The sequence below is a fragment of the Paraburkholderia sp. GAS334 genome, from assembly GCF_050436625.1.
Lineage (GTDB): Bacteria > Pseudomonadota > Gammaproteobacteria > Burkholderiales > Burkholderiaceae > Paraburkholderia.
In genome coordinates this window covers 11,953-35,711 of record NZ_JBNDMO010000018.1, presented here as the reverse complement: position 1 = coordinate 35,711, position 23,759 = coordinate 11,953, and the positions used below count along the sequence as shown (strand labels likewise).

The following is a 23,759-nucleotide window of genomic DNA, read 5'->3' as shown; positions in this document are numbered from 1 at the left end:
GTCTCGCTTGATGTCAGGCTCTGGGAGGCGCCTCAAAGTTCGTTCACGTGGATCTTGTCGTCAATAATGTCCTTGCCAAATTGCATCGCGAGGTTGAGTGCATCGACGGATTGCGTGGGATCAGCGTCGACATACTGCGTTGCATAGCGCTGTGGTTCGACGCCAGAAGAGGGCGGCGCGTCAATCCTGACGACTGATGAGAAGCGGCGCGGCCCTTTGGCGTATGGATCGCGGTGCGGCGGAAATACCTGGGTTGAATAGGCACTCAATACGTAGCCCTTGTACTCGATGGTGGGGATGGTCATGATCTTGTACTCCGAGAAAGATGGCGCCGTTCAAGGCACACAAACGCTGGTATCCACACAGCTCCGTTGATGGTTACTAGCGACCCGCCCATACGCGATCCCGGCGAACATACAAGTCTTTGAAGTCTTCAACGAGAACACCAGACGGGCGGAACATATAGCGGGTAGTCAGACCCGCAGCTGCGCGTGTTTGTTCGGGCAGGTACGCGACTCAAACGCCGCCTCGAACGGCGTTTGCACGCGATTCCGACCGGCCTTCGATCTGGTCGACCAGTCTGAGCAGGCGCGTTACCCGCTTGATACAGTGGGGATTTAGCTCCTGCATTGATTTCAGGGAAATAATCCGATCGCGCCAATACTCGAGGCCAAGGGGGCTTGTCGCAACGAGTTGCGGGACAATGCGCTCAAGGTGAGCGAGGTCCTTTTCGAACGCTTGACACGACACAGTTTCCTCCCTGTAAAAACTTCGCGAAAACCTAAGGCACCTCCCGTTTCCCACCGGAGAGTGCGCCTGTGGCTACAGTCCAAGCCGCTCACGCAGCCTGTCCAATACGTGATGTTCACCCAGCCAGCGGATCTCCTGCTTTCGCACGAGACTCTGTCGATACCTGTAGAACGCGATGGTGAACATCAACGCCATCGCGGTCGAAATACCCCACATCGCGTAGATCATGTCGTTCCTTTCAAGTTGTTGCGCTGGCCACTGGCTGCGTTGGCGGCCAAAGACGGGCTCTACATCTTCCCCATCAGGACCATGACAAGTACGGCTATCACGATCACGCCGATCATGCTGCTCGGGTTGAGCGTTCGTGCAAACGCGCTCGAATCACTCCGCAATCCCCGGCCTGATTGACTTCCATCTGCACAGCCGCGAAGCCAGTAGCCCGGCAAATCACTTTGCCGGTCATCAGGCTCCAGATTACGAACAATGCGATCGCCTGTCTGTACGCTGTCGTACCGCATCGGGACCGGATTGGGCGTAGCGTTGGAAACATCGGAAAAAAACGGGAGACGGCGGTGCAACGACGAACGTTCATGTGGGGCGCGCCGGGCTCGATCCTCGCGATCGGCGTTGCGCTATCCGGCTGCACGACGACCGGCAATGCGCCAGATACGATGGCCCGTCAGACGGAAAAGCGCCACATCATCGATGCAGGTGCCGACTCAACCCTCGCACGCCTTTACAACATTGCTCCCGGCTCGCGCGAACTGGTCGGCAAATCTCGCGGCATGCTGATCTTCCCATCGGTCCTCGATGCGGGCTTCGGTCTGGGCGGACAGTATGGCGAAGGCGCGCTGCGCGTCGGCGGACGGTCGGTGGAGTACTACAGCACCGTAACGGCGTCCGTCGGGCTACAGGTCGGCGCGCAATCCAGGGCAATCGTCTTTCTGTTCATGACTGAGAGCGCACTCGATCGATTCCGCAATAGCGAGGGCTGGTCAGCCGGTGGCGACGCATCGGTGGCGGTACTGAAAATCGGTGCGAACGGCAATGTCGACACGGGCACCGCGACGGGGCAGGTTGACGCTTTCGTGCTGACGAACGGTGGCTTGATGGCGGGAGCGACAGTTGACGGCACGAAGGTGACCCGGCTCAACGCGCTCTAGCGGACAGGGCCGCCGCGCCTCGAACGCGCTCACTTATCGTTTTGGTTTTGACGAGAAACATCATGCACTATCTGACGAGCGCAGGCCCACTGGTTTCACTGATCGCTGGCATTCTGATTCTGGTGGTGCCGCGCCTGTTGAACTATATCGTTGCAATCTATCTGATTGTCATCGGGCTGCTGGGGCTGTTCGGAGGCCATCTTCATTGATGCCGTGTTGCCAGCGGCAGGAGTATTGAACCATGTTGCGAACCATCGAGAGTCTCAAGGGATGCACCGTCGCCGCCAGCGATGGCGAAATAGGCAGCATCGAGGAAGTCTACTTCGATGATGAAGCGTGGGGTATTCGCTATCTCGTCGTCAAGACGGGAAACTGGATCAGTGAGCGGCGCGTGTTGATCTCACCGTACTCAGTCAGGCACTCGGATCCGGGCGCGACGAGCGTGCACGTCGATCTGACGCGTCAGCAGGTCAGCGACAGTCCGGCCATCGACACGCACAAACCTGTGTCACGCCAGCATGAAGCGGAATACCTTCGCTACTACGGGTACCCGAACTACTGGGGTGGCCTGGGAGTGTGGGGGATGAGCAGCTACCCCGCATTCGGTCCCGGGTTGCTGCCGGATGTTTCAACAGATACGCGCGAGCAGCTTGCGCTGTACGCGGACAAGCCCCCAGGGGATAGCCATCTGCGCAGTACTGACGCCGTGGACGGCTATCACATCGAGGCTGCTGATGGCGTTTTCGGTCACGTGTCCGGATTCATTTTCGACGACGAGACCTGGACCATGCGCTATCTGGTCGTGGATACGCGAAACTGGTGGCCAGCGGCAAAGGAAGTGCTGATCTCAACCGACTGGATTTTCCTGATCGACTGGTACGAAACCACCGTCTCTACAGAGCTTACCTGCGACGCCATCAAGGATAGTCCGGCCTATGACAGCAGAGTCCCGGTAGTCCGGGACTACGAGACGGAACTCTACGCGTTTTATGGCAAGAAAGGGTACTGGGCAGAGAAGTCGGAGAACGTAGCGGCATCGCGGCCTGAATCGCCGGTACACGTTCCTGGTCCGTAAAGCGCGCGAAGCTACTTTGAACCATGTGCGGAGCTGGTCGCCCCGGGCGGCACGATTGCCAACGTTGGCGTGCACTGAACGAAGGTGGATCTGCATCTGGAGCGTCCGTGGGATCGAAACATCACCATCACCACACGACTGGTCGACACGGTCAGCACACCCATGCTGCTCAGAAGCTTGCGCGCTGACCGGCTCGACGCCGCGCTGCTGATTACACATCGCTTCAGGCTCGACGACATCCTGGATGCCTACGAAACCTTTGCGCACGCAGCAGAAACACAGGCGCTCAAGGTGATCATCGAGCTTTAGTCGGGGGCCGTCTGGCGCGGAATGCCGCGCTGCCTACAGCGCCTTCAGGGCCGGCAACAGACGGTCGAATTCCCGTCTCACCACGCCGTAGCACTCGCAGACACGCTTTTCGAGCCCCGGGCGATCCAGCACTTCGATATGACCATGACTGTAGCGGATCAACCCCGCGTCCTGCAGTTTCAATGCCGCTTCGGTGACCCCGGATCGACGCACGCCAAGCATGTTGGCGATCAGTTCCTGCGTCATCTTTAGTTCATTTGACGGCAGGCGATCGATGCTCAGCAGCAGCCAGCGACAGAGTTGCTGGTCAATGGAGTGATGACGGTTGCAAACGGCGGTCTGGGCCATCTGCGTGATGAGTGCCTGGGTATAGCGCAACAACAGGCGCTGAACCGGGCCTGCTCGGTGAAATTCCTCTTTCAGGATCCGGGCATCGAGCCGGTACGCTTCACCCGCGCTTTGCACGATTGCCCGACTTGGCGTGGTTTCGCCGCCCATGAAGAGTGCAATGCCGATCAGCCCTTCATTGCCGACGATCGCGATTTCAGCGGACGCGCCGTCTTCCATGACATAGAGCAGTGAGACGATCGACGTAGTTGGGAAATACACGTGATCGAGCCGGTCGCCAGATTCATATACGACCTGCCCGAGAGGCATGTCGACCCGGACCAGATGAGGTCCAAGACGCAGCCACTCTGCCTCTTGCACAACCGCAAGCAGATGATTTTTTTTCGGATCCTGCCCGTTTGTCATGTGCTGCTCCTGGAGGTCCTGCCTGAACACTGTGCAACGGTGTCGCGGCATCGCTCTTCATAGTATCAGGCTTAAAAAAGCGGTGCGCAGTCGCGTCAGTCGAACCGAAAGGGCGCCGCTGCATGGTCCCGCGCAGCGGCGCCCTCCTGATTCCGATCTGGCGTGTCTGCTGTGGATTATAGTCCGCCGGGACGCGCAGACAGATGACGATCCTGTGTAACCCGCTCCGGAAAACGCCTTCTGTGCACGGCCGCTGCGCTTTCAAATGAGCGGCAACGCGCCTGCGCCATGGCGCCGGCTGCGTTCAGAACTTCACGCGTAGCGAACGTCTTGCCGCACCGCAATAGTGGGCAGACGGACCAGAAATTGACTGCCAGATCCGGCGCCGGCGCTGCTGGCCGAAGCGGTTCCGCCATGGGCGGCGGCAATCGCCTTCACGACGGCGAGTCCAATCCCCAGGCCACCGGCACTGGCGGCAATCGTTCTGCTCGATTGGGCGAAGAGATCGAAAATGTGAGGCGGAGTCGCGACAGCTGACCGGGGCGGGCATGCCACGATTTCGTCTGACGGATTTGCCGGATAAACGGGAAGCTGGCTCACGGAAAACCGGAAGAACGCTGGATGGACTGACATGTTGATCCCCGGATTGCAGCGCGTGAATCTCATGCAATGGCGAACCGCGCTGCGGTAACGGGCGCGAGTGATTGTCGAAAGGTTCCTTTCGTGCCAGTTGCCGGATTCCCGCTTATGCCTGCCTCGCGAGAGCGGCCCGAGGGCCGCTGGTGCGCCCAGGGTGGACTTCTACGGTCTCATGTTTCCTGCTAACGAAACTGAAGCGGTATGAACAGACTGATGCCTGGCGACGGCTCAGGGGCATATACAACGGGCGGCGGAGCGTAGACATAGTCCTGACCACGATAATAGTCACCGTAGCGCTGGGCATCGTATTGATCGTGTTGATAGTGTTGGGTCTGCTGCTCGTGTTGATAACGTTGGGTCTGTTGCTCGTGTTGATAACGCTGGGCCTGTTGCTCGTGCTGATAACGTTGGGTCTGTTGCTCGCGTTGATAACGTTGGGCCTGTTGCTCGTGTTGATTCCTGTGATCTTGTCGATTTCCCTGGTTATAGTGGTTCTCGCCATTTGTCGTATGTTGCTGGTTCTCCTGGTGGTTGTAGTCTTCGCCAAGCGCGGGCGCCATCGACAGACAGCCGATGGCCAGCGTGACGGCCGATGCGGTTACGATCCGGGCCTTAATCGAACCTTTGCAGGCGGTTCGCAGTTCAGTGCTTCTCATCATGTACTCCTGTTTGCGATCCGATGCCGGCAACGCTTCTGGCGGCATCAGGTCGCTGCCCATTACGGGGATCCCGCGTTTAGCTCTTCTTCGTCGCATGGTGGCGATCGGTCCGGAAAATCAGATCGGCGTTCTTTTTCTGGACGTCGGACATGCTGTCGTATAGCGTCTGAAACGCCGGCGTCAGCTTTCGGATGCCGTCAGCGTGCGCATCGGCGGCCAGACCGTAGGCCTTGAGATCATCCATCGCGCTCATGCTGTTTGCGTGACTCCTGCGTGCGTCTTTGAGCGCATCCATGGTTGTCGCGTTGTCGCGCATGACCTGCGCGACTTTTTGCCAGAGTGCTTCCTGGTCAGCCGTGATCTGAAGCCTGTTGTGAAGGCTGCTGATGCGTGTATCCACGGATTCATGGGCTGCGACGGTCATGACATGTGCGGGCGCTCGATTTTGCGCCGTCGTCGCAGCGCCTGCAGGACTGGCGAACGCAGTTACCGCGAGAACGAACGCTGCCATGAGAGCAGGCGAACGTGCTCGCTGGGCGGTAACGGTGGTGAATTTCATCGTGGTCTCCGAGGCAACCTGGTAAATGCTCGCCACTGCATACTTTTCGTTGCGGGCGGGCGGTGATCGAACAGTTCATGTGTGCGCCTGTTTCCGGTCGGCGTCTGTCCGGTGCCGGACGCAAACGCTCAGGGCTCTTGAACAGGGAGGTCACTGCACCGATCCCTTATACCTTTACGTGCAGGGTGTTGGCTGTGCGCACGTCGCGCCACACTATCCGCTCCCGGGCGGCGCAATGGCATCTACCGGACAACGGATAGCGGCGTGTGCGCGATCCACGCGGCTTGCCTGAACCGGCCCTCTCCTGCACTCCTTCGAAGCGATGCTCATCCGAGCCATGTAATTGCCATGGCGAAAACCGTGGTTGCCATGACGATCGTCGCGATCCATCCCAGTATCCTCAACGTCCGCGGCAAGGTAAATCCGGCCATGATGTCCGGTCGCATCGACAGAAACATCATGGCGACCATCACCGGCACGGCGACAATCCCATTGAGCACCGCGCTCCAGTAAAGCGCCTTGACGGGATCGATGGCGGTGAAGTTCAGGCCGACACCAATCAACGTTGCCGCGGCGACGACCGCATAAAACGCCTTGGCCTGGAACGGCCGGCGCGCGAGTCCGACACGCCATGAAAACAGTTCGCCCACGGCGTAAGCGGCCGATCCGGCGAGGACGGGAAGCGTCAGCATCCCCGTGCCGATAATGCCCGCGGCGAATACGACAAAAGTGAACTGGCCCGCGACCGCGCGCAGGGCTTCAGCGGCCTCGGCCGAGGTTTGAATGTTAGTGATGCCGTGGGCGTGCAGCGTCGTCGCGGTGGTGACGACAATAAAGAATGCGATGACGTTCGATATCGCCATGCCAAGATACGTATCGATACGGATGCGGCTGAACTCGGAGCGCGCCTGTTCGGGAGCGCGGGTGAGGGCCAGTGCGCCAGGGCGTTCCTTCTCGTCTTCGACTTCCTGTTCAGCCTGCCAGAAGAACAGGTACGGGCTGATGGTCGTCCCCATGACAGCCACGATCGCTACCAGATAGTCGGGTTTGAGTGAAAACTGCGGCCAGACCACGGCCCGACCCACCTCGGCCCACGGCACCTTCACCACGAACGCACAGATGACGTAGCTGAACAGCGACAGGCACAGCCATTTCAGGACCGACACGTAGCGCGAATATTGGGTGAAGATCTCCAGAGCGGCAGAAATCAGACCGAAGAGACACACGTACAGCAGGGCGGGGCCGGGGATCAACAGTTTCAGCGCAGCCCCCATTGCACCAAGATCCGCGCCAAGATTGATGACATTCGCAACCAGCAGCATGCCGACGATCGCGCTCGAGAGCCACGGTGTGTAGTGACGGCGTAGATTTCCGGCGATGCCATAGCCGGTGACGCGCCCGATGCGCGCGCTGATTTCCTGAATGGCTGCCATGAGTGGATAGCTGAACAGCAAGGTCCACGCGAGGCTGTACCCGAACTGCGCACCGACCTGCGAATAGGTCGCGATGCCGCTGGGGTCGTCGTCGGAGGCTCCCGTGATCAAGCCAGGCCCCATGATCTGCAGAATCTTTGGATGATCCGGCTGCTTGATGCTGGCTTGGGGTTGGACCTGCGGAAGGGTATCCATTTTGTGCTGCTCCGTGGCTGCTGTTTCGGACGTCCCGGACAAAAAGGGTAATCGGATGCTCGATCGTGCGCCCGGCAATCGCGCTGCCATTGCGCGGCAACAGGGCGGAAAGTTCCCCGGTGAAACACAGGTAATCCGTATCGTCGACAAGGCTCACACGATGGTCGAAGCTGCGTTTGCGTCGCGCGCTGTCAGGTGTGACGGCGCTTATCGGCGAATACGCGCGTTCGACCAGTACCCGTGTTTGCCGTAAAACTGGTGCAGCGCCACTTCGTAGCTACGATGGATTGGAACCGACTTGTCGTATAACGGGCTATGCTGGATGACCTCGCGGGTAAGCGACGTTGACACGGTGGACGCGAACCAGTCGACCGTGTGGATCCAGTCGGTCGCGATCAACACTTCCTTGCCGCCAGGCCACCAGTTGTGCGTATCGACAATCGGGTAACGAATGGCCCAGGCTTCGTCGTCGAAGTAGACCTGGTTGACAGAGCCTATATCGCCGTCAAACGCACGAATGACGCATCCGTGCAGGCTCCTTACGCTTCGCAGCATGATTTCTCCGCAATCTGGAAACGAGGACACCGCGCATGCGATGTCCTGTCTGCCTTGCGCCTTAGAGCGTCGTGAGCCGTGTGACCTTGGTGCCTTGAAGCGACGCGCCCGCCATCAACCCGCCATTTGCCAGAACGAACGCATCCACCTGGCCCGTGGCCGTGGTGGTGTCGACGGCGCCGTTCGCGCCGAGTTTCAGCACGGCCACCGACGCGTCTCCGCCGGCCGACCAGCCGTCCCTGCTACGGAACTTGTCGAGCGACTCCTGGGTCATGAAGAGGAACACGATAGCGCGCGATTGGGCGCCGGCCTGCCAGCCAACCGAACCCGTTGCCGTGCTGTAGTACCCGACCGTATGGCCACCCACGCGCAACGATCCTTCGCCATACTGGCCGCCGACCACGAGGGCAGCATCGATGACTGACGGAAATATCAGCACACCATGAGCTTTGCCAACCAGCTCACGCGAGCCATTCGCCGCGCCATAAAGGCGCGTAAGGGTCGAGTCGACGCCTGCATCGATCGCGTGGCGCTTGTCTATCTGCTGACCGCTGGCGTTTGATTGACCGGTTGTGGTGCAACCGGAGATCGCGAGGCCTAGTGCCATGATCGAGCCTGGCGTAGTCCATATGAATGTTCGTCTAAGCATGATGCTCTCCTGGGTTTCCAATGATGTCTATGACCCTACGCCGGAGGGCGTGGCAATGCGGTACGACAGCGTACCGACGTACGGCTTTATTGACTGTACGATCTGTTCTAGCTTCCATGTTGTTTTGCACACCGTATGAGGCCGGTGCGATGTTTGCTGCAAGTCGTCTCCAACTCCGGCGAGGGCACGCGATGCCATGGCAAGGCGTGGAATCCTGATCGGTATGGCGCTGATTCCCGGTCTTTTTTTACCGATAGGGACACCAGATCGAGTATGGGAAGCGTATCCTCGGGCCGATCAGGCATTGTCTGAGATGCAGCTTGCGTGAGCGCTACGGGCTGTAGTCACTGGAAGCGATCCGGTCCGGGGAGCGCGTTTGTGCGACTCGCTATTGCGCCGACGACCCGATCACTTCGAACCGTCATATAGTCGACATACGGAGAACTTATGTCATTGCTGCCCGATGCTAATAACCCCACCCGGGATAGGCGGGTGGAATACGGCCATGCCGACGAGGAACGCGCCAGGAAGCGCACGCAGGGTGCAGCCGGAATCGACCCGACGGCAGCCAAGTGGCGCTATCGACCCACGAATAGCGTCACGAATATCAAGAGATAAGTGACGGCACGGGGTGATGCAACCCAGCCTGGCGATGATTGCCGGGCCCGGTACGGCACCGTACCGACTTCCTGTAAAGGTGCGAGCATCGTATCCGCAGGCGCCCTGCGTCTTCACGTTAGGCGCTTGAGACAGCCCCGTGCAACCTGATTCTTTCCGATTGACCGTCCAGGCCGCTCAACCAGCAAGGAGTGGCCATCATGACCTCGATCCGATCACGCTATTGCTTTCCGCCACGCGCATGGCGGCGAGCGTCATTGCGATGCAAGTGCGCCACCAGACAGTTCGATCCTTGTGATTCCGGTTTCGCTGTGCGATCCGCGTTTCCCACCCACGCAGACATGTACGCCATGCCCGAACTGAATTGCGGCGACATCGTCGCGGCTCCACGCCATAACCCGCAGAGGATTGAAAAATGCTAGTTACCGATTCGATACGCGAGGACCCGCAAGTGTTCCTCCCCCCTCCGGCCTTGTCGGCGCACGCGGCGATCTCCGGCATGGACGCCTACCGGGCGCTCGTCGCTGAAGCGCAGCGTGACTACGACGGCTTCTGGGGGCGTCTGGCGCGCGAGACGCTCAGCTGGAACAAGCCTTTCTCCACGGTGCTGGACGAAACGAATGCACCGTTCTACACGTGGTTCGAAGACGGCGAGCTGAACGCGTCATACAACTGCCTCGACCGCCACGTCGAAGCGGGCCACGGCCAGCGCATCGCGGTGATTTTCGAAGCCGACGACGGCACCGTCACTCAGGTTACCTACGAGGATCTGCTGCAACGCGTGTGTCGCCTTGCCAACGCATTGAAAAAGCGCGGCGTGAAGAAAGGCGATCGTGTCGTGATCTATATGCCGATGTCGGTAGAAGGTATCGTCGCGATGCAGGCCTGCGCGCGGATCGGCGCGACGCATTCGGTCGTGTTCGGCGGCTTCTCATCGAAGTCGCTCAATGAGAGGCTGGTCAATGTCGGCGCAATAGCGCTCATCACCTGCGACGAACAGATGCGCGGCGGCAAGGCGTTGCCTCTGAAAAGCATCGCCGACGAAGCGCTCACAATGGGCGGCTGCGAAGCAGTGAGGAGCGTGATTGTCTACCGGCGTACCGGCGGCAAGGTGGCATGGAACGAAGGCCGCGACCTGTGGATGCACGAACTCATGCAGGCCGAATCCGGTCAATGTGCGCCCGAAGGGGTTGGCGCGGAGCATCCGCTCTTCATCCTCTATACGTCGGGCTCGACCGGCACGCCGAAGGGCGTGCAGCACAGCACGGGCGGTTTTCTGCTATGGGCCGCGCAGACGATGAAGTGGACCTTCGACTGGAAATCCACCGACGTGTTCTGGTGCACGGCGGACATCGGGTGGATCACGGGGCACAGCTATATCGCATACGGTCCGCTCGCACTGGGCGCGACCCAGGTCGTGTTCGAAGGCGTGCCGACGTATCCGGACGCCGGCCGCTTCTGGGACATGATCGCCCGGCACAAGGTCACGATCTTCTACACGGCGCCGACGGCGATCCGTTCCCTGATCAAGCTGGCAGAAGGCAATGCGAAAGTGCATCCGGACAGTTTCGATCTGTCGACGCTGCGCGTGCTCGGCACGGTCGGCGAGCCGATCAATCCGGCCGCCTGGTTATGGTACTACGAGCACGTCGGTGGTGGACGTTGTCCGGTGATCGACACCTGGTGGCAGACCGAAACCGGTGGCCACATGATCGCACCGATGCCAGGCGCGACACCGCTTGTTCCAGGCTCCTGCACGTTGCCGCTGCCCGGCATCATGGCGGCGGTCGTCGATGAAACGGGGCAGGACGTGCCAAACGGGCAGGGCGGAATTCTGGTAATAAAGCGCCCATGGCCTTCGATGCTGCGCACAGTGTGGGGCGATCCGGAGCGCTTCAAACAAGGCTACTTCCCGGAAGAACTCGGGGGCAAGCTTTACCTCGCCGGTGACGGCGCGATTCGCGACAGCGAGACCGGTTATTTCACCATTACGGGTCGCATCGACGACGTGTTGAATGTGTCCGGACACCGCCTCGGAACGATGGAGATTGAGTCGGCACTGGTCGCCAATCCGCTGGTCGCTGAGGCAGCAGTAGTGGGGCGAGCGGACGAGACAACAGGCGAGGTCGTCATCGCTTTCGTGGTGCTGAAGGGCGTGCGCCCTGAAGGCGAGGAAGCGGCGAAGATCGCAAACGAACTGAGGGCATGGGTCGGCAAGGAAATTGGCCCCATCGCGAAGCCGAAGGAGATCCGCTTCGGTGAGAACCTGCCGAAGACGCGTTCGGGCAAGATCATGCGTCGCCTTCTGCGCTCGCTTGCGGCAGGCGAAGAGATTACGCAGGACGTTTCGACGCTCGAAAATCCGGCCATTCTCGATCAACTCGGTTGATCGTTCCGACGATCGCGAGATCGTTGCGGCGCTTTTTATAGATGTCAGGAGCAGGAAATGAGCAATGTGCCTCTTCAATTGAAACTGTCGAATCCGGCGCCGTTGGGTCTCGCAGGCTTTGCGTTGACAACGTGGCTGCTGAGTATGATCAACGTCGGATGGTTCTCCGGCGATTCGATGGGAATGGTCCTCGCCTGTGCACTGGCCTACGGTGGTACCGCGCAGGCGATCGCCGGGCTGATGGAACTGCCGCGCGGCAATACATTCGGCGCGACAGCGTTCCTGAGTTACGGAGCGTTCTGGTGGTCGTTTGCTCTGTTCGTGCTCTTTCTGCACGACAAGGTGCCCGCCGCGTTTGTCGGCTGGTATCTGTTCCTTTGGGGCGTGTTCACATTCTATATGTGGCTCGCGACGTTCCGTTCGCCGCGCGCATTGCAGTTCATTTTTCTGGCGCTCTGGATCACGTTCGTCCTGCTCGCCGCAGGGGAATGGACTGGCGGAGGTGTTTTGCGTATCGCTGGAGGCTACATGGGTCTCGTGACGGCGGCGCTGGCGTTCTATCTGTCGGCGGCGGATCTGCTTAACGAGGTCTATCAGCGCGCCGTCTTGCCGGTCGGTGACCCAAGAGTCTTCAGGCGTCATGCTGTTGTTCTTTGATCATGCGAGCCGTAAAGGCGGTTGGCATGTCGAAGGAAGTACATGCAGAACATGCAAGACCCGCACGGTGAGGTACAACGCGCCCGCAGTCTTCGTCTATGCGAGGGGACCGAGGATTACATCGATAGCGGCCTGGCCGGCGATCTCCGCAACAAGGTAGGCCCAGCGACGGGAAAACTGGCCACCCCGGACCTTGATTCGCTCACCGAGCGCCGCTACGCCTTGCGGCCTGATGGGTCCTGTCGACCGCCAAAACGTCCCCGTCGCAAGCAATCCCTCATTGCATCGCAGACGTCCAGGTCGTTATCCAGAAACCCATTCATTCAATGACCGACAATCCGCTAGCATGCCTCGAAGCGCTGCCATTTGAAGGATTCGCTCATGACATGCACGACCAGGCCATCAACCGGAATTGACTCGACCGAGCCGCACCACGCGGCGGGATACGCCTACTGCAGCTTCCCCGCGGCATACAAGGCCGCCCAGAGCTCGTGGGGCATCCGTGCTTTTCGCCGCAGCACTTCGCCGACGTACAGGCGTTTAAGATCGCATCCATACCGCACGAGTCCGCCGCTCGCCATGTAAGTTTCACGCATCGTCAGGCGGCGCAGCGGTTGCCCAGCCTCATGGCACTCGTCGCCAGCGGTTTGCTCCCAATGCTGATTTCGCGAAAACCACAGCACAGGCGTCCCGGTGGGTTCGACCCCGATGCCGCCTGGGATCAGCATCCCGCTTGAGGTGATCTGCTGAGCTTTTCGTCCCGTGGTGTAGTGCCATGCCAACATCGTTTGCTCCGATCGGAATTGCCAGCTACTGCCATTTTCCGTCTCCTGTTTTACTCTCGATGACCGATGCGTGATTCGTCACGCGACCTGCGCGCCCGAGTTCACGTCTTCCCTCACGCCGAAGCAAAGCGAAATTACAAGCTTATGCGACCCCGCATCAAGCGGCACGCGCACCCGTCCATCACCACATTCGACACTCGCGCCGTCGAGCACCGCACGCATCACACCGCGCTCGTCAGCGGATTCGACGCGGACCTCATACCGCGTCGAATGCATCGTCACTGTTGCTTCAAACCCCGGCCACTTGTCCGGAATACAAGGATCGACCACCAGAAAATCCCCCTCCCGACAAATTCCAAGAATGCCCTCGACGCCTGCCCGGTACATCCATCCAGCGGATCCTGTGTACCAGGTCCAGCCACCCCGCCCGGTATGCGGCGCCACGGAATAGACATCGGCCGCAACGACATAGGGTTCGACCTTGTAGCGGTCGACTTCCATCGGTGTGCGCGCATGATTGACCGGATTAAGCAGTGAAAACAGCGCGGCGGCCCTGTTGCCATCACGCATTTTCGTCAACGCGAGGATCGCCCACATCGCCGCGTGGCTATACTGCCCGCCGTTTTCACGCAGCCCCGGCGGATAGCCCTTGATATAGCCGGGATCGTGCGACGTTTTATCGAACGGCGGCGTGAACAGCAAAGCAAGCCCGTCGTCGCGACGGATAAGGTGCTTTTCCAGCGACATCATCGCCAGCGCCGCGCGCGCTGGATCTGCCGCGCCTGATAGCACAGCCCACGACTGTGCGATCGAATCGATCTGGCACTCGTCGCTTCGCGAAGAGCCAAGCCACGTGCCGTCGTCAAAAGTCGCGCGGCGATACCATTCGCCGTCCCACGCATCGCGCTCCAGCGCCTCGCGCACCGACGCCGCATGAGCGCGCCAGCGCGCAGCGCGCCCAACCGAAACCACATCGCGCGATTCAGCCAGGGGGGCGAACAGCTCAATAGTCCGCAACAGCAGCCAGCCGAGCCAAACGCTTTCTCCCTTGCCGTCCGCGCCGACGCGGTTCATCCCGTCGTTCCAGTCACCCGTACCGATCAGGGGTAAGCCATGCTCGCCGGTCAGTTCGATGCATTGATCCAGGCCGCGCGCGCAATGTTCGAACAGCGACGCTGATTCATCTGCAACCATCGGCTGGAAGAACGCATCGTGCTCGCCGGGCCGCAGTGGCGGTCCATCGAGGAACGGCACGATCTCGTCGAGAATCGCGAAATCGCTCGCGCAGCCGATGTACGTCGCCGTCGCGAACGCGAGCCACACTCGGTCATCGGAAATCCGCGTGCGCACGCCTTGCCCCGACTGGGGCAACCACCAATGCTGGAAATCGCCTTCGACGAACTGCCGCGCCGCGGCGCGCAGCAAATGCCGCCGTGTCTCGTCCGGCTGCGCATGGGTCAGCGCCATGCCGTCCTGCAATTGGTCACGGAACCCATACGCACCGCTCGCCTGATAGAACGCCGAACGCGCCCAGGTACGGCACGCGAGAGTCTGATACAGCAGCCAGCCGTTTAGCATCAGGTCCATTGCGCGGTCGGGGGTCTTCACCTGGACAGTACCGAGCACGTTCTGCCAGTGGCTCGTCACTTCGGCGAGGACAGCGTCGAGATCGGCTTTGCGATAGTGCTCGATCAACGCGCGTACCGCTTCGACAGACGCGCATTGCCCGACGAACGACACCACCTCGACGATCTCGTCCACGCCCAGCTCAATCATGCCCTGCAACGCCGCGCATGGATCGAGGCCCGCGCCGGTCGCGCCAGACAGCGGCGCGTTGCCGGTCAGCGCGGCGGGTGCCGCAGTCCGACCGTTGCGGCCGAAAAATTCGGTGCGATCCGCCGTCCACGCGGTCTGCTGGCCACCCAGGTCGGCGAACGCCACGCGCCCCGCGAACTCCATGTTCCACGGATTGCGCGCCAGCATCGCGCCGGTAGTGGAGTCGATTTCCGTCACGATGAAGGGTCCCGACGCACTGCGCGATGTGCCAAGCACCCATTCCATCCACGTCGTCACGGACAGACGGCGCGGCATACCGGACAGATTGCGCAACGTCAGCCGGGAGATCTTCACCGGGTCGGCGAGCGGCACGTATTGCAGCAAGTCGAGCGCGATGCCATTCGCCTCGTGTTCGAAGCGGCTGTAGCCATGCCCGTGACGCGCGATATACGTCCCGCCATCGCGGACCGGCAGCGCGGTGGCGCCCCATACATCGCCAGTGACTTCGTCGCGCACATAGATGGCTTCGCCGGCGGGGTCTTCGACCGGATCGTTCGACCACGGCGTGAGTTGATTCTCACGGCTGTTTTCGGCCCACGTGTAGCCGCTGCCTTCCGCCGCGACCTGAAAGCCGAAGCCGGGGTTCGCGATCACGTTGATCCAAGGCGCGGGCGTCGTCGCACCCGCCACGAGCACGGTCACATATTCCCGGCCGTCTTTATCGAAGCCACCCAGACCGTTGAAGAACTCGAGCCTCGACGGAACCGAAGAAAGCGCGCGAGGCGGATGAGGCGCCGCGGGCCATGGCGACGACATCGGCGACTTCTGCCGGTGCAGCGCCAACGGCTGGCCCTGCGACTGCGGCAACCGGGCGAGCTGGTCGGCGATCGGACCGCGACGCGCGATCAACGCGACACGCGCGACCGATTGCAGCAGCGCACGCGCCTCCACGCTCATCAAATCGGCGCGCAGCGTAGAGACCGCCCCTTGCGCGAGCTCTTCGCCGAAACGCGGCCGCAACTGGCTGCTGCGCACGGCTGTTTCGATCGCGCCCTGCAACTCCTGGATATACGACGAAGCCCGTTCGTTGATGATGACGAGATCGACGCCCAGCCGCTTCATCCGCCAGTACTCGTGTGCCCTCAATAATTGCCGGACTTGTGCGATATCCTCGACGTCATCGATACGCAGCAGCACGATCGGCAGGTCGCCGGAGATCGCGTGCGGCCAGAGTCCCGACTGAGGGCCAGCCCCGCGAACGATCGTGTCCGACGGCGCCCTGAAACGCGCATCGGCGTAAATGACGGGCGCGGCGAGGCGCTGAAAATCCGCCGCCTCTTCGGCTTCGACATCGAGATGGCGCAACTGCACCTGAGCCTGCGTCCAGGCTAGCGTTTTGGCGCGATCGAACGCGTTGCGGTCATGGTGTTTGTCGACCAGATCGAGCAGCAACGCTCGCGACTCGGCGACTACTGTCCAGAACGTCACGCGCGCGACCTTGCCCGGTGGCACCAGCACGCGATACCTGAGCGCAAAGACCGGATCGAGTACGGTCCCGGCGGTGTTGGTCAGGGGCTGATCGTCGAAGATCGCTGCCGCCGTGCCAGCGTTACGCCCGCGCCCCAGAAAGCGCGCGCGATCCGATTCGTATTGCGGATCGGCAACGATCTCGCCGTCGACAACCGCGAAATGCGCAGCCCACATCTGGCTTTCGTCGTGCGAACGCGGACGGCGCGTGGCCACCAGTGCGCCGAATTCCGCAAGGTGCTCGGTCTGGACAAACATCCGCGAGAAGGCCGGATGCGCGTTGTCGGCAGCGGGCGTCGCGAGCACGATTTCGGCATAGGAAGTCAATTCAATCTCGCGCGCCCGGCGTCCGCTGTTCGCCAACGACACGCGGCGCACTTCGCTGTCTGCTTCGCCGGAAACCAGCACATCCATCGTCGTTGTCAACGAGCCGTCGCGGCGGATGAATTCCGCATGGTCCTCGCCGAACACAACCTCTTCGTACTCGGCTTCGCTGCCCACCGGCTGTGCGCCTGCCGACCACACGTGGCCGCTCTGCGCATCGCGCAGGAAGATAAAGGAGCCACAGTCGTCGCGGGTTGCGTCTTCGCGCCAGCGCGTCACCGCAATATCGCGCCAACGGCTGTAACCGCCGCCGGTTGCAGTCAGCATGACCGCGTAGCGTCCGTTCGACAACAGGTGTGTCACCGGAGCTGCGCCAGCCACAGCCGACGCGGCGAGGCGCCGTACGGTCGGTGGCACAACGCCGGCGACGGCTGCTGACGTGTTCACTTCCTCGGCACGGGGGTGCGCCACGGCGACATTGCGCGGCATGCGCTCCTGCAACAACAGTTCGCACGCCTGGATCATGGGTTCGCGATGGAAACGCGCACGCATCTGCGCGTCGAGCAACGTGTTCGCGATCGACACGATCGTCATGCCCTGGTGATGCGCCATGAAATTGCGCACGATCGCCACATCCTCGTCATCCGGCAGCCGCGAGCGGGTGAAATCGAGTGCTTCGTAGAAACCATAGCGGCCCAGCGCGCCCAGCGCGGCGAGTTGTGCGTAGTTCTCTCGCGCGGCCTGCGGGTCCACCATCGCGGCTAGCCCCGTCGCATACGGCGCGATCACGCGGTTCTCTGAAAGCCCCCGCTTGAGGCCAAGACCGGGCACGCCGAAATTCGAATACTGGTAGGTAAATTCGATGTCGCGCGCGTTGTACGCCGATTCCGAAATTCCCCACGGAATGCCGAGCGAACGCCCATACGAGGCTTGCCGTTCCACCACCAGACGACTCGTCTGTTCGAGCAGGCTGCCGACCGGTGCACGCATCACCAGCGACGGCATCAGGTATTCGAACATCGACCCCGACCACGAGATCAGCGCCGAGCCGTTACCGACCGGCGTCGCAGCGCGACCGAGGCGGAACCAGTGGCGCGTCGTCACATCGCCTTTCGCGATGGCGAACAGGCTCGCGAGGCGCGCTTCGGACGCCAGCAGGTCGTAGCAGTTCAGGTCGAGACTGTTATCGGATTGCGAATAGCCGATCGATAGCAGCTTGCGTTCCGGATCGAGCAGGAACGCGAAGTCCATGTCGAGCGCCATCGCCCGCGACGCATCGGCGAGCGACTTCAAGCGTGCCTGCAGAAGATCCGGTGCCTCGGCGAGTTGTTGCCGGTCGCGGGCATGTTCGACCACGCTTTTGCTCAACGCGTCGATCCAGAACATCAGGTCGGCAGAACTATCGTCGCCGCCGGCGGGCACGAGTTCACGCGTTGCCTTCGCGGCCTTTTCGGTCAGCCGCGTGAGCGACGGCGACAGCGCTTCGAACGTCTGCGGGCCGTGCAACTGCTTGCTGATCTCGTCGAGGATCGCAACCAGCTGCCTGCCACGTTCACCGCCTGCGGCGGGCAGCGTGTCGATGGCTTCACGCGCGAGTTGCAGGTTATCCATCAATCCGGGCCGCGCAGCCGGCGCGAGCAATTCATGCGGCCACTCTTCGCACGCGTTGGCGAGCACGATCAAATGACCGGCCAGATTGCCGCTATCGACCGACGAAACATACGCCGGTGCCAGCACCTGGAGATCGAGCGTCCCGTACCAGTTATAGAAATGCCCCTTGAAACGCGTGAGCTTGTGCATCGAAGCGAACGCCGCTTCGAGCCGTTCGACAGTTTCCGTCGTCCCCGCCCAGCCAAAATCCCGCGCAGCAATCGCCGACAGCAGATAGAGCCCAAGGTTGGTCGGCGAGGTGCGGTGTGCGACGACCGGCTTCGGATCTTCCTGGAAGTTGTCGGGCGGCAGCATATTCTCTGCCGGCGTAACGAAGGTCTCGAAGAAACGCCACGTGCGTCGCGCGATGAGGCGAAGGCTGCGCGCGTCCGGGTCCGCCATCGCGAAACGCCGCGCGACGGTCGGCGACCGACTCGACCACAGCGCCAGCGCCGGCGCGGCGAGCCATAACAGCGCAAACGGCAGCACGAGCGGCCAGTGCGGCGGTGCGAACGCGATCGCACCAGCCGGCAGCACAAGCCCGAGCGCGACACCGCCTGTCATCTTCCGATAAAAGCCGCGCAGATCGAGACGGGGGCTGCCCTTCGACTGCGCAGCGGTGGTCCATTCGAGCAGCCGGCGATGCGTCACGAACAGCCGTATCAGCGTCCGGACGATCGCATCGCCCATACGCCACGCCTGGTCAGCGAGGAACGCGGCCGACAGAACTGTCTGCAAGGCGGCGAGCCGCACGTCGGCGGCCAGCACGTCCAGATGATTGCGCAGATGGATGCCGCTGCGGCGCGGCAGGATCGCGAACAACGTCGGCAGGAAAGCGGGAATCGCGAGCGCACCTAGCACCAGCAGCGCGCCTGCAATCCCGGCGCGGATCGGCATCAGCCAGCATAGGCCGAGCGCGGCGACCATAAAGGGGGCGAGCAGCGAGCGGCGCAAATTGTCGAGCATCTTGAAGCGGCCGATCGACGGCATCGCGTGTCGGTCCCGGCCGCGATAGCCGACGATCCACGGCAGCAATTGCCAGTCGCCACGCGTCCAGCGATGCTGCCGCTTGCCAATCACGTCGTAACGCGACGGCACTTCCTCGACCACCTCGACATCCGACGCCAGTCCGGCGCGCGCAAAAATCCCTTCGAACAGATCGTGACTGAGCAGCGCGTTTTCCGGCACACGTCCATGCAGAGCCGCTTCAAACGCATCGACGTCATAGATTCCCTTGCCGGTATACGATCCTTCGCCGAACAGGTCCTGATAGACATCGGACACAGCCGCCGCGTACGGGTCCATCCCGCCTGGGCCGGAAAAGACGTGTTGATGCAGCGACCCTTCCTGGCCGACGGGCAGCGACGGTGTGACACGCGGCTGCAGAATCGCGTATCCGTTGACGATGCGTTGATCGGCGTCGTTGAACGTGGGCCGGTTCAACGGATGCGCCATCTTGCCGATCAGCCGCAGTGCGGCGTCTCGTGGCAGACGCGTATCGGCATCGAGTGTGATGACGTAGCGCACGTCGGACGGCACCTGCGGCGCGCGGCCTGCGATCGGCATGAAGGTCGTATCCGTCGCGCCGCGCAGCAGACGGTTGAGTTCGTGCAGCTTGCCGCGCTTGCGTTCCCAGCCCATCCATTTGTTCTCGCTCGCGTTGAACACGCGGCGGCGGTGTAGCAGTAGGAAGCGGCTGCCGCTCGGGCCTGGCTCGTAACGGCGGTTCAGTGCTTCTATGGCGTCGGCGGCCACGGCAAGCAGATACGCATTGTCGGGCAGCACTTCCTGATCCGCATCGAGCCCGTCCGCCAGCAACGCGAAGGACAGGTCGCCACCGGCTCCCGCGAGGTGATGCACCTCAAGCCGTTCGACCTGCTCGCGCAGATCGGCTTCGCTCGTCAGGAGCGTCGGCACCGCAACCAGTGTGCGCAACGACGACGGCACACCGGCAGTCAGTTCGAGACCCGGCAACGTGATCGGGCCGAAACTCCATGTCACCGCACGATTGACGAGCGCGGTCGCGATCTCAGTGACGGGCAGAAATCCGCATACGGCAAACAGCGCGAGTACCACTGGTTCGAGACCTCGCGGTGCGAGTGTCCACATTGCCCACGACACGAGCGCCAGTAACGTCGCGGCGACCGTCAGAATCGTGCCGACGTAGCCGCCAATGCCGAGGCGGACGTTGAACCGCGTGACCCGCAGACGCGGCGGCGGACGGAATTCGATCGCCTGCTCCAGTGCGCGCCGGCCTTCGGCTATCAGGTGATAGCCGGGGTCGCCGGCGCGTTCCGCATGCGCCGCATCGCCTGCCTCCAGCACCGCCGCCTGCGCCGATTCCAGCGCCAGCCCGGCGACTTCGAGTTCGGTGTAGGACGAGCCACGCGCCAGTTGCTCGATCGCGCTGCGATAAAGATTCCGTGTCGGAAAATCCATCGCGGCAAAGCTGCTGTCCGCGCGCAACCGGGCGTCGACAAGACTCACTCCCTCGAACAGTTCCGCCCAGTCGATGTCGGAAATCAGCCTCATGCTGGTGATCACATTGCGCACGGTGACGTTCGACGCGCCCTGCCGCTGCTGCGCGTGTTGCACGACTTCGTCGATGGATGCGCCCTGAAGCTTGAGCCGCTCTTCCAGCCAGCCAAGTGCCGGCGTGGTGCGCGGATCCTGGTCACGCAGCCGTTTCGCGAGCTGTGCGGCGAACAGCTCGGACAACAGGCCCGAGGAGCGCGTGGAAATGTCCGCTTCGAGCGCCGAGCGGGCCCTGCCCACTTCGAGCAGACGGTCGGTGAGTGCATCGGCGTCGGCGCGTGCGCTGCGGCCTGCGGTGATCTGGTCAGTCAGGCGTCGCAGGTTCTCGATAAGCACGATGCGCAACGTGATCGCCACGGCCCACAATTCGCCGATCGTCAGCGGCTGAACCCGCTGATACGCGCTGATGAAGCACCGCAGGATCTGCGGGTCGAAGTGACTGTCGGTATGCGCAACGAACGCCCACGCAAGACCAAATACGCGCGGATAGCCGGCGAACGGGCCGACGGCAAGCTTGGGCAACTGACGGTAGTAGCCGGGGGGCAAGTCGTCGCGAATCTCACGGATCTGTTCCTCGACGAGGTGATAGTTGTCGAGCAGCCATTCCGCGGCAGGCACCACGCCCCGGCCGTTCTCCAGTTCTTTGGCGCTCGCACGGTAGGCCGCTAGCAGGACTGCGGCATTATCGTTCAGTCTCGTGTGCAGCGATAAAACGGCAGGTGGTGTCTTCGTTACCGTTTGCGCGGCAGCGAGGCTCTCCGCGTGCTGCTCGAGCCGTTCGACGCCGAACAGTTCTTCGCGCACCGGCGCGATGTCAGTCCATGGCGGCGACGGCGAGCGATGTCCCGCGACATATCGAATGATCGCTTTCACAGGGCCACTTCCTGCGATGTCGGTGAGTTCGATGGGGTGGACCGGTCGCTGTGGCTTGTCGTGTTAGAGGCGCGCCTATCGTTCGGCACAGTTGTATCGGCGGACTGCTCATTGAGTTGGGACATGATCGGATCTTCCTTCGGGGAGGCCGGACCACGCGTGTCGCGTGGGTGCAAGCTTCCGGGCTGTGGCTTGATTCCACGGTGCGGATTGCCGGCGCATCGAAAAATTTTCGCCGGAACGATGCGCGTAGCGGGAATGCGTCAGTACACTCCCATGCACAATCCGTTAATGCCGTTTAGCGGCGCGCTGAAACGTCGGATGAACTTCGATCAGGCCGATGCGGCAATGACTGAGAGACAGGGCACCTGCGCAGCCCTGTAGACGCAGTTCCTGGCTGAGCACCCGGAAAGGATGAAGCAGAGAGGACACGGATCCGTGCCCCGGGTGCCTGCTATTTCTTTTTGGCCGGTGCGCTGGCCGCGGCGGTCTTCGGCGCAATCGCCGGGGACACGCCCACCGCAGGAGAGATCACCTTTTTGGGTTGTTTCGGCTTTTTGGCCTCGCGATTACCGCGCATCGTGCTCTTTGCCAATATGTTTCTCCTGATTTGCCGATCGCGAAAGCGACAGGCATATCGCGCAGTTTGGGCGCATCTGGTAAATCTGTCGCGATTTTTCTTTTAGATGTCCGTTGCGCGCCTTCCGGAGAATGCCAGCCAACGGGTCGCGGCGTGCTCGCAAACCCGTCAGCGGCGACCCCAGTCGAGATAGCATGCCCATTCCTGGCTGGCAGCAGTCAGGAAGGTTGGCGAAGAATGCATGGACAGAGTGCCGACCGCCGGCTCAGCCGCGACGAATATGGCGTATGCTGTTGTCGTACCGTTTCTTGTTCACGACGGACGTAGTTTGTTTACCCGATTTTCTGCATTCCAGAATATTTCCTTCTGCTCCAACCGGCCAACACGACTGGCGCAATGAATCGGGTTGTCCCCTGAACTGCTGCCTCGCCGGGGGCCCCATAGCATTACGTTTGAGATAACCATGCTTTTACGCATACAAAGCCATGTGGTGAGCCCGCCACCTGCTCTACGAAATCCGCATCGCAGTTTTGATGGGGAAGCCCGCGATCGCCTGATTGTCTGGATTCGCCGGCGCATGGACGAATATGGAATAAGCCCCGAGAATCTTGCCGCTGCGATCGAAGCGGATAAACCGCTGACGCCCCGTTATCGAGACCACAAAGGCAACGAATGGAACGGTGAGGGCGATATGCCGGACTGGCTTAAACATGTCCAGCAGCTTGGTGTAGATGTCGATTTCTTTGCTGTCCGGCAACAGGATGCCACTCCAGGAGTTTGTTCGCCGGGCGACGCGGGAATGTCGATGTTCTTCGGTGCTCGATGACAACTGGCTGCGGGTTGCCACGCATGCACGACGCCATCGGGTGCAAACGCCCCGTCTAAACCTGGCGACCAGGTCGACCGGACTCAGGGGAACTCGCAATGAGATCGCCGCCTCCGTCTCGCTGCTCATCAGCAGCTACCTGGTGGTGCTTACCGGGAGCGGGCCGCGCCCGTCCACTGTAATCATCCGGTGCCCGTGGCGGGAGCGAACGCTCAAGAATTTCGTCTACGTGTCGCTATCGGGTGGATCTCGCTGTGCAATTTTTTCGAAAGCTGCCATTCGATACAGGGAGTTTCTGTGACATCCCGAATGGCGGCTTCATGCCCTGAGGCAATCGGTCAAGCGGCTTGAGGGGAAAAGTGCCGTCAGCGCCAGCAGCAACGGCCGGGGGATGACCCTCATACGCCGGATTTCTCTCGCCACAGCCCAACCGTGCATACGGGGCATCTGGATATCGAGCATCAGGCACAAACCACGACA

18 protein-coding genes and 1 pseudogene are annotated in these 23,759 nt (G+C 61.4%); 7 read left to right on the top strand and 12 right to left on the bottom strand.

Translation table 11 applies throughout. The features are described 5' to 3' along the window. Positions 1 to 32 precede the first annotated feature (32 nt). Both P3T21_RS26700 and P3T21_RS26695 read right to left on the bottom strand, forming a co-directional pair. Positions 33 to 305, bottom strand: a complete 273-nt coding sequence (locus tag P3T21_RS26700) for a hypothetical protein (protein ID WP_429258971.1) — start codon at positions 303 to 305, stop codon at positions 33 to 35. A 517-nt stretch (positions 306 to 822) separates the two neighbouring features. Continuing rightward, complete coding sequence (locus P3T21_RS26695; RefSeq protein ID WP_429258970.1) at positions 823 to 978, bottom strand: hypothetical protein; 156 nt, start codon at positions 976 to 978, stop codon at positions 823 to 825. 344 nt (positions 979 to 1,322) lie between these two features. On the opposite strand from P3T21_RS26695, the gene P3T21_RS26690 reads away from it, so the two are divergent. The 4 genes and pseudogenes from P3T21_RS26690 to P3T21_RS26675 form a co-directional block, all read left to right on the top strand. Then, positions 1,323 to 1,913: a BPSL1445 family SYLF domain-containing lipoprotein gene (locus P3T21_RS26690; protein ID WP_429258969.1), complete on the top strand. Its 591-nt coding sequence runs from the start codon at positions 1,323 to 1,325 to the stop codon at positions 1,911 to 1,913. A gap of 62 nt (positions 1,914 to 1,975) precedes the next feature. Continuing rightward, the gene (locus tag P3T21_RS26685; protein WP_429258968.1) at positions 1,976 to 2,122 is read left to right on the top strand and encodes a DUF3096 domain-containing protein; all 147 of its coding nucleotides are present in this window, start codon (positions 1,976 to 1,978) and stop codon (positions 2,120 to 2,122) included. Positions 2,123 to 2,154: 32 nt separating this feature from the next. Then, entirely contained in the window at positions 2,155 to 2,988 is an 834-nt protein-coding gene (locus P3T21_RS26680; protein ID WP_429258967.1) for a PRC-barrel domain-containing protein, read from the top strand. A 15-nt stretch (positions 2,989 to 3,003) separates the two neighbouring features. Further along, a pseudogene (locus P3T21_RS26675) lies at positions 3,004 to 3,297 on the top strand (alcohol dehydrogenase); the annotation flags it as partial. A gap of 33 nt (positions 3,298 to 3,330) precedes the next feature. Here the strand turns inward: P3T21_RS26675 and P3T21_RS26670 are convergent. The 7 genes from P3T21_RS26670 to P3T21_RS26640 form a co-directional block, all read right to left on the bottom strand. Then, positions 3,331 to 4,050, bottom strand: a complete 720-nt coding sequence (locus tag P3T21_RS26670; RefSeq protein WP_429258966.1) for a Crp/Fnr family transcriptional regulator — start codon at positions 4,048 to 4,050, stop codon at positions 3,331 to 3,333. A gap of 312 nt (positions 4,051 to 4,362) precedes the next feature. After that, on the bottom strand, positions 4,363 to 4,683 hold the full coding sequence (locus P3T21_RS26665) for an ATP-binding protein (protein WP_429258965.1): 321 nt from the start codon (positions 4,681 to 4,683) through the stop codon (positions 4,363 to 4,365). 188 nt (positions 4,684 to 4,871) lie between these two features. Further along, the gene (locus tag P3T21_RS26660) at positions 4,872 to 5,408 is read right to left on the bottom strand and encodes a hypothetical protein (protein WP_429258964.1); all 537 of its coding nucleotides are present in this window, start codon (positions 5,406 to 5,408) and stop codon (positions 4,872 to 4,874) included. Positions 5,409 to 5,424: 16 nt separating this feature from the next. After that, positions 5,425 to 5,907 carry a Spy/CpxP family protein refolding chaperone gene (locus P3T21_RS26655; protein WP_429258963.1) on the bottom strand — a complete coding sequence of 161 codons (483 nt, stop codon included), beginning with the start codon at positions 5,905 to 5,907 and terminating at the stop codon, positions 5,425 to 5,427. Between the two features lie 326 nt (positions 5,908 to 6,233). Further along, a complete protein-coding gene (locus tag P3T21_RS26650; protein WP_429259063.1) occupies positions 6,234 to 7,535 on the bottom strand; it encodes an NRAMP family divalent metal transporter in 1,302 nt (433 codons plus the stop codon). A 207-nt stretch (positions 7,536 to 7,742) separates the two neighbouring features. Then, complete coding sequence (locus P3T21_RS26645; RefSeq protein WP_429258962.1) at positions 7,743 to 8,090, bottom strand: hypothetical protein; 348 nt, start codon at positions 8,088 to 8,090, stop codon at positions 7,743 to 7,745. Positions 8,091 to 8,151: 61 nt separating this feature from the next. Continuing rightward, positions 8,152 to 8,739: a BPSL1445 family SYLF domain-containing lipoprotein gene (locus P3T21_RS26640; protein WP_429258961.1), complete on the bottom strand. Its 588-nt coding sequence runs from the start codon at positions 8,737 to 8,739 to the stop codon at positions 8,152 to 8,154. A gap of 1,033 nt (positions 8,740 to 9,772) precedes the next feature. Here P3T21_RS26640 and acs point away from each other — a divergent pair. Both acs and P3T21_RS26630 read left to right on the top strand, forming a co-directional pair. Continuing rightward, a complete protein-coding gene (acs, locus tag P3T21_RS26635; protein ID WP_429258960.1) occupies positions 9,773 to 11,746 on the top strand; it encodes an acetate--CoA ligase in 1,974 nt (657 codons plus the stop codon). 57 nt (positions 11,747 to 11,803) lie between these two features. Continuing rightward, positions 11,804 to 12,403 (top strand): acetate uptake transporter, encoded by a 600-nt coding sequence (locus P3T21_RS26630; RefSeq protein ID WP_429258959.1) that lies wholly within the window; start codon positions 11,804 to 11,806, stop codon positions 12,401 to 12,403. A gap of 449 nt (positions 12,404 to 12,852) precedes the next feature. On the opposite strand, the gene P3T21_RS26625 is transcribed toward P3T21_RS26630, so the two are convergent. The 3 genes from P3T21_RS26625 to P3T21_RS26615 all read right to left on the bottom strand — a co-directional run bounded on the left by P3T21_RS26625 (position 12,853) and on the right by P3T21_RS26615 (position 22,468). Then, a complete protein-coding gene (locus P3T21_RS26625) occupies positions 12,853 to 13,188 on the bottom strand; it encodes a hypothetical protein (RefSeq protein WP_429258958.1) in 336 nt (111 codons plus the stop codon). A 78-nt stretch (positions 13,189 to 13,266) separates the two neighbouring features. Further along, positions 13,267 to 21,873, bottom strand: coding sequence for a GH36-type glycosyl hydrolase domain-containing protein (locus P3T21_RS26620; protein ID WP_429258957.1), 8,607 nt, complete (start codon positions 21,871 to 21,873; stop codon positions 13,267 to 13,269). Between the two features lie 454 nt (positions 21,874 to 22,327). After that, positions 22,328 to 22,468 (bottom strand): hypothetical protein, encoded by a 141-nt coding sequence (locus P3T21_RS26615; protein ID WP_429258956.1) that lies wholly within the window; start codon positions 22,466 to 22,468, stop codon positions 22,328 to 22,330. A 448-nt stretch (positions 22,469 to 22,916) separates the two neighbouring features. Here P3T21_RS26615 and P3T21_RS26610 point away from each other — a divergent pair, with 448 nt between their 5' ends. Continuing rightward, positions 22,917 to 23,279, top strand: coding sequence for a DNA-binding protein (locus P3T21_RS26610; RefSeq protein WP_429258955.1), 363 nt, complete (start codon positions 22,917 to 22,919; stop codon positions 23,277 to 23,279). Positions 23,280 to 23,759: the final 480 nt, after the last annotated feature.

Bases quoted from the DNA above. Each gene is read 5' to 3' on its own strand.
- P3T21_RS26680 (WP_429258967.1), top strand. From the start codon at position 2,155: ATGTTGCGAACCATCGAGAGTCTCAAGGGATGCACCGTCGCCGCCAGC.
- P3T21_RS26665 (WP_429258965.1), bottom strand. From the start codon at position 4,683: ATGTCAGTCCATCCAGCGTTCTTCCGGTTTTCCGTGAGCCAGCTTCCC.
- P3T21_RS26640 (WP_429258961.1), bottom strand. From the start codon at position 8,739: ATGCTTAGACGAACATTCATATGGACTACGCCAGGCTCGATCATGGCA.
- P3T21_RS26630 (WP_429258959.1), top strand. From the start codon at position 11,804: ATGAGCAATGTGCCTCTTCAATTGAAACTGTCGAATCCGGCGCCGTTG.
- P3T21_RS26685 (WP_429258968.1), top strand. From the start codon at position 1,976: ATGCACTATCTGACGAGCGCAGGCCCACTGGTTTCACTGATCGCTGGC.
- P3T21_RS26700 (WP_429258971.1), bottom strand. From the start codon at position 305: ATGACCATCCCCACCATCGAGTACAAGGGCTACGTATTGAGTGCCTAT.
- P3T21_RS26625 (WP_429258958.1), bottom strand. From the start codon at position 13,188: ATGTTGGCATGGCACTACACCACGGGACGAAAAGCTCAGCAGATCACC.
- P3T21_RS26695 (WP_429258970.1), bottom strand. From the start codon at position 978: ATGATCTACGCGATGTGGGGTATTTCGACCGCGATGGCGTTGATGTTC.
- P3T21_RS26610 (WP_429258955.1), top strand. From the start codon at position 22,917: ATGCTTTTACGCATACAAAGCCATGTGGTGAGCCCGCCACCTGCTCTA.
- acs (WP_429258960.1), top strand. From the start codon at position 9,773: ATGCTAGTTACCGATTCGATACGCGAGGACCCGCAAGTGTTCCTCCCC.
- P3T21_RS26660 (WP_429258964.1), bottom strand. From the start codon at position 5,408: ATGGGCAGCGACCTGATGCCGCCAGAAGCGTTGCCGGCATCGGATCGC.
- P3T21_RS26645 (WP_429258962.1), bottom strand. From the start codon at position 8,090: ATGCTGCGAAGCGTAAGGAGCCTGCACGGATGCGTCATTCGTGCGTTT.
- P3T21_RS26650 (WP_429259063.1), bottom strand. From the start codon at position 7,535: ATGGATACCCTTCCGCAGGTCCAACCCCAAGCCAGCATCAAGCAGCCG.
- P3T21_RS26670 (WP_429258966.1), bottom strand. From the start codon at position 4,050: ATGACAAACGGGCAGGATCCGAAAAAAAATCATCTGCTTGCGGTTGTG.
- P3T21_RS26655 (WP_429258963.1), bottom strand. From the start codon at position 5,907: ATGAAATTCACCACCGTTACCGCCCAGCGAGCACGTTCGCCTGCTCTC.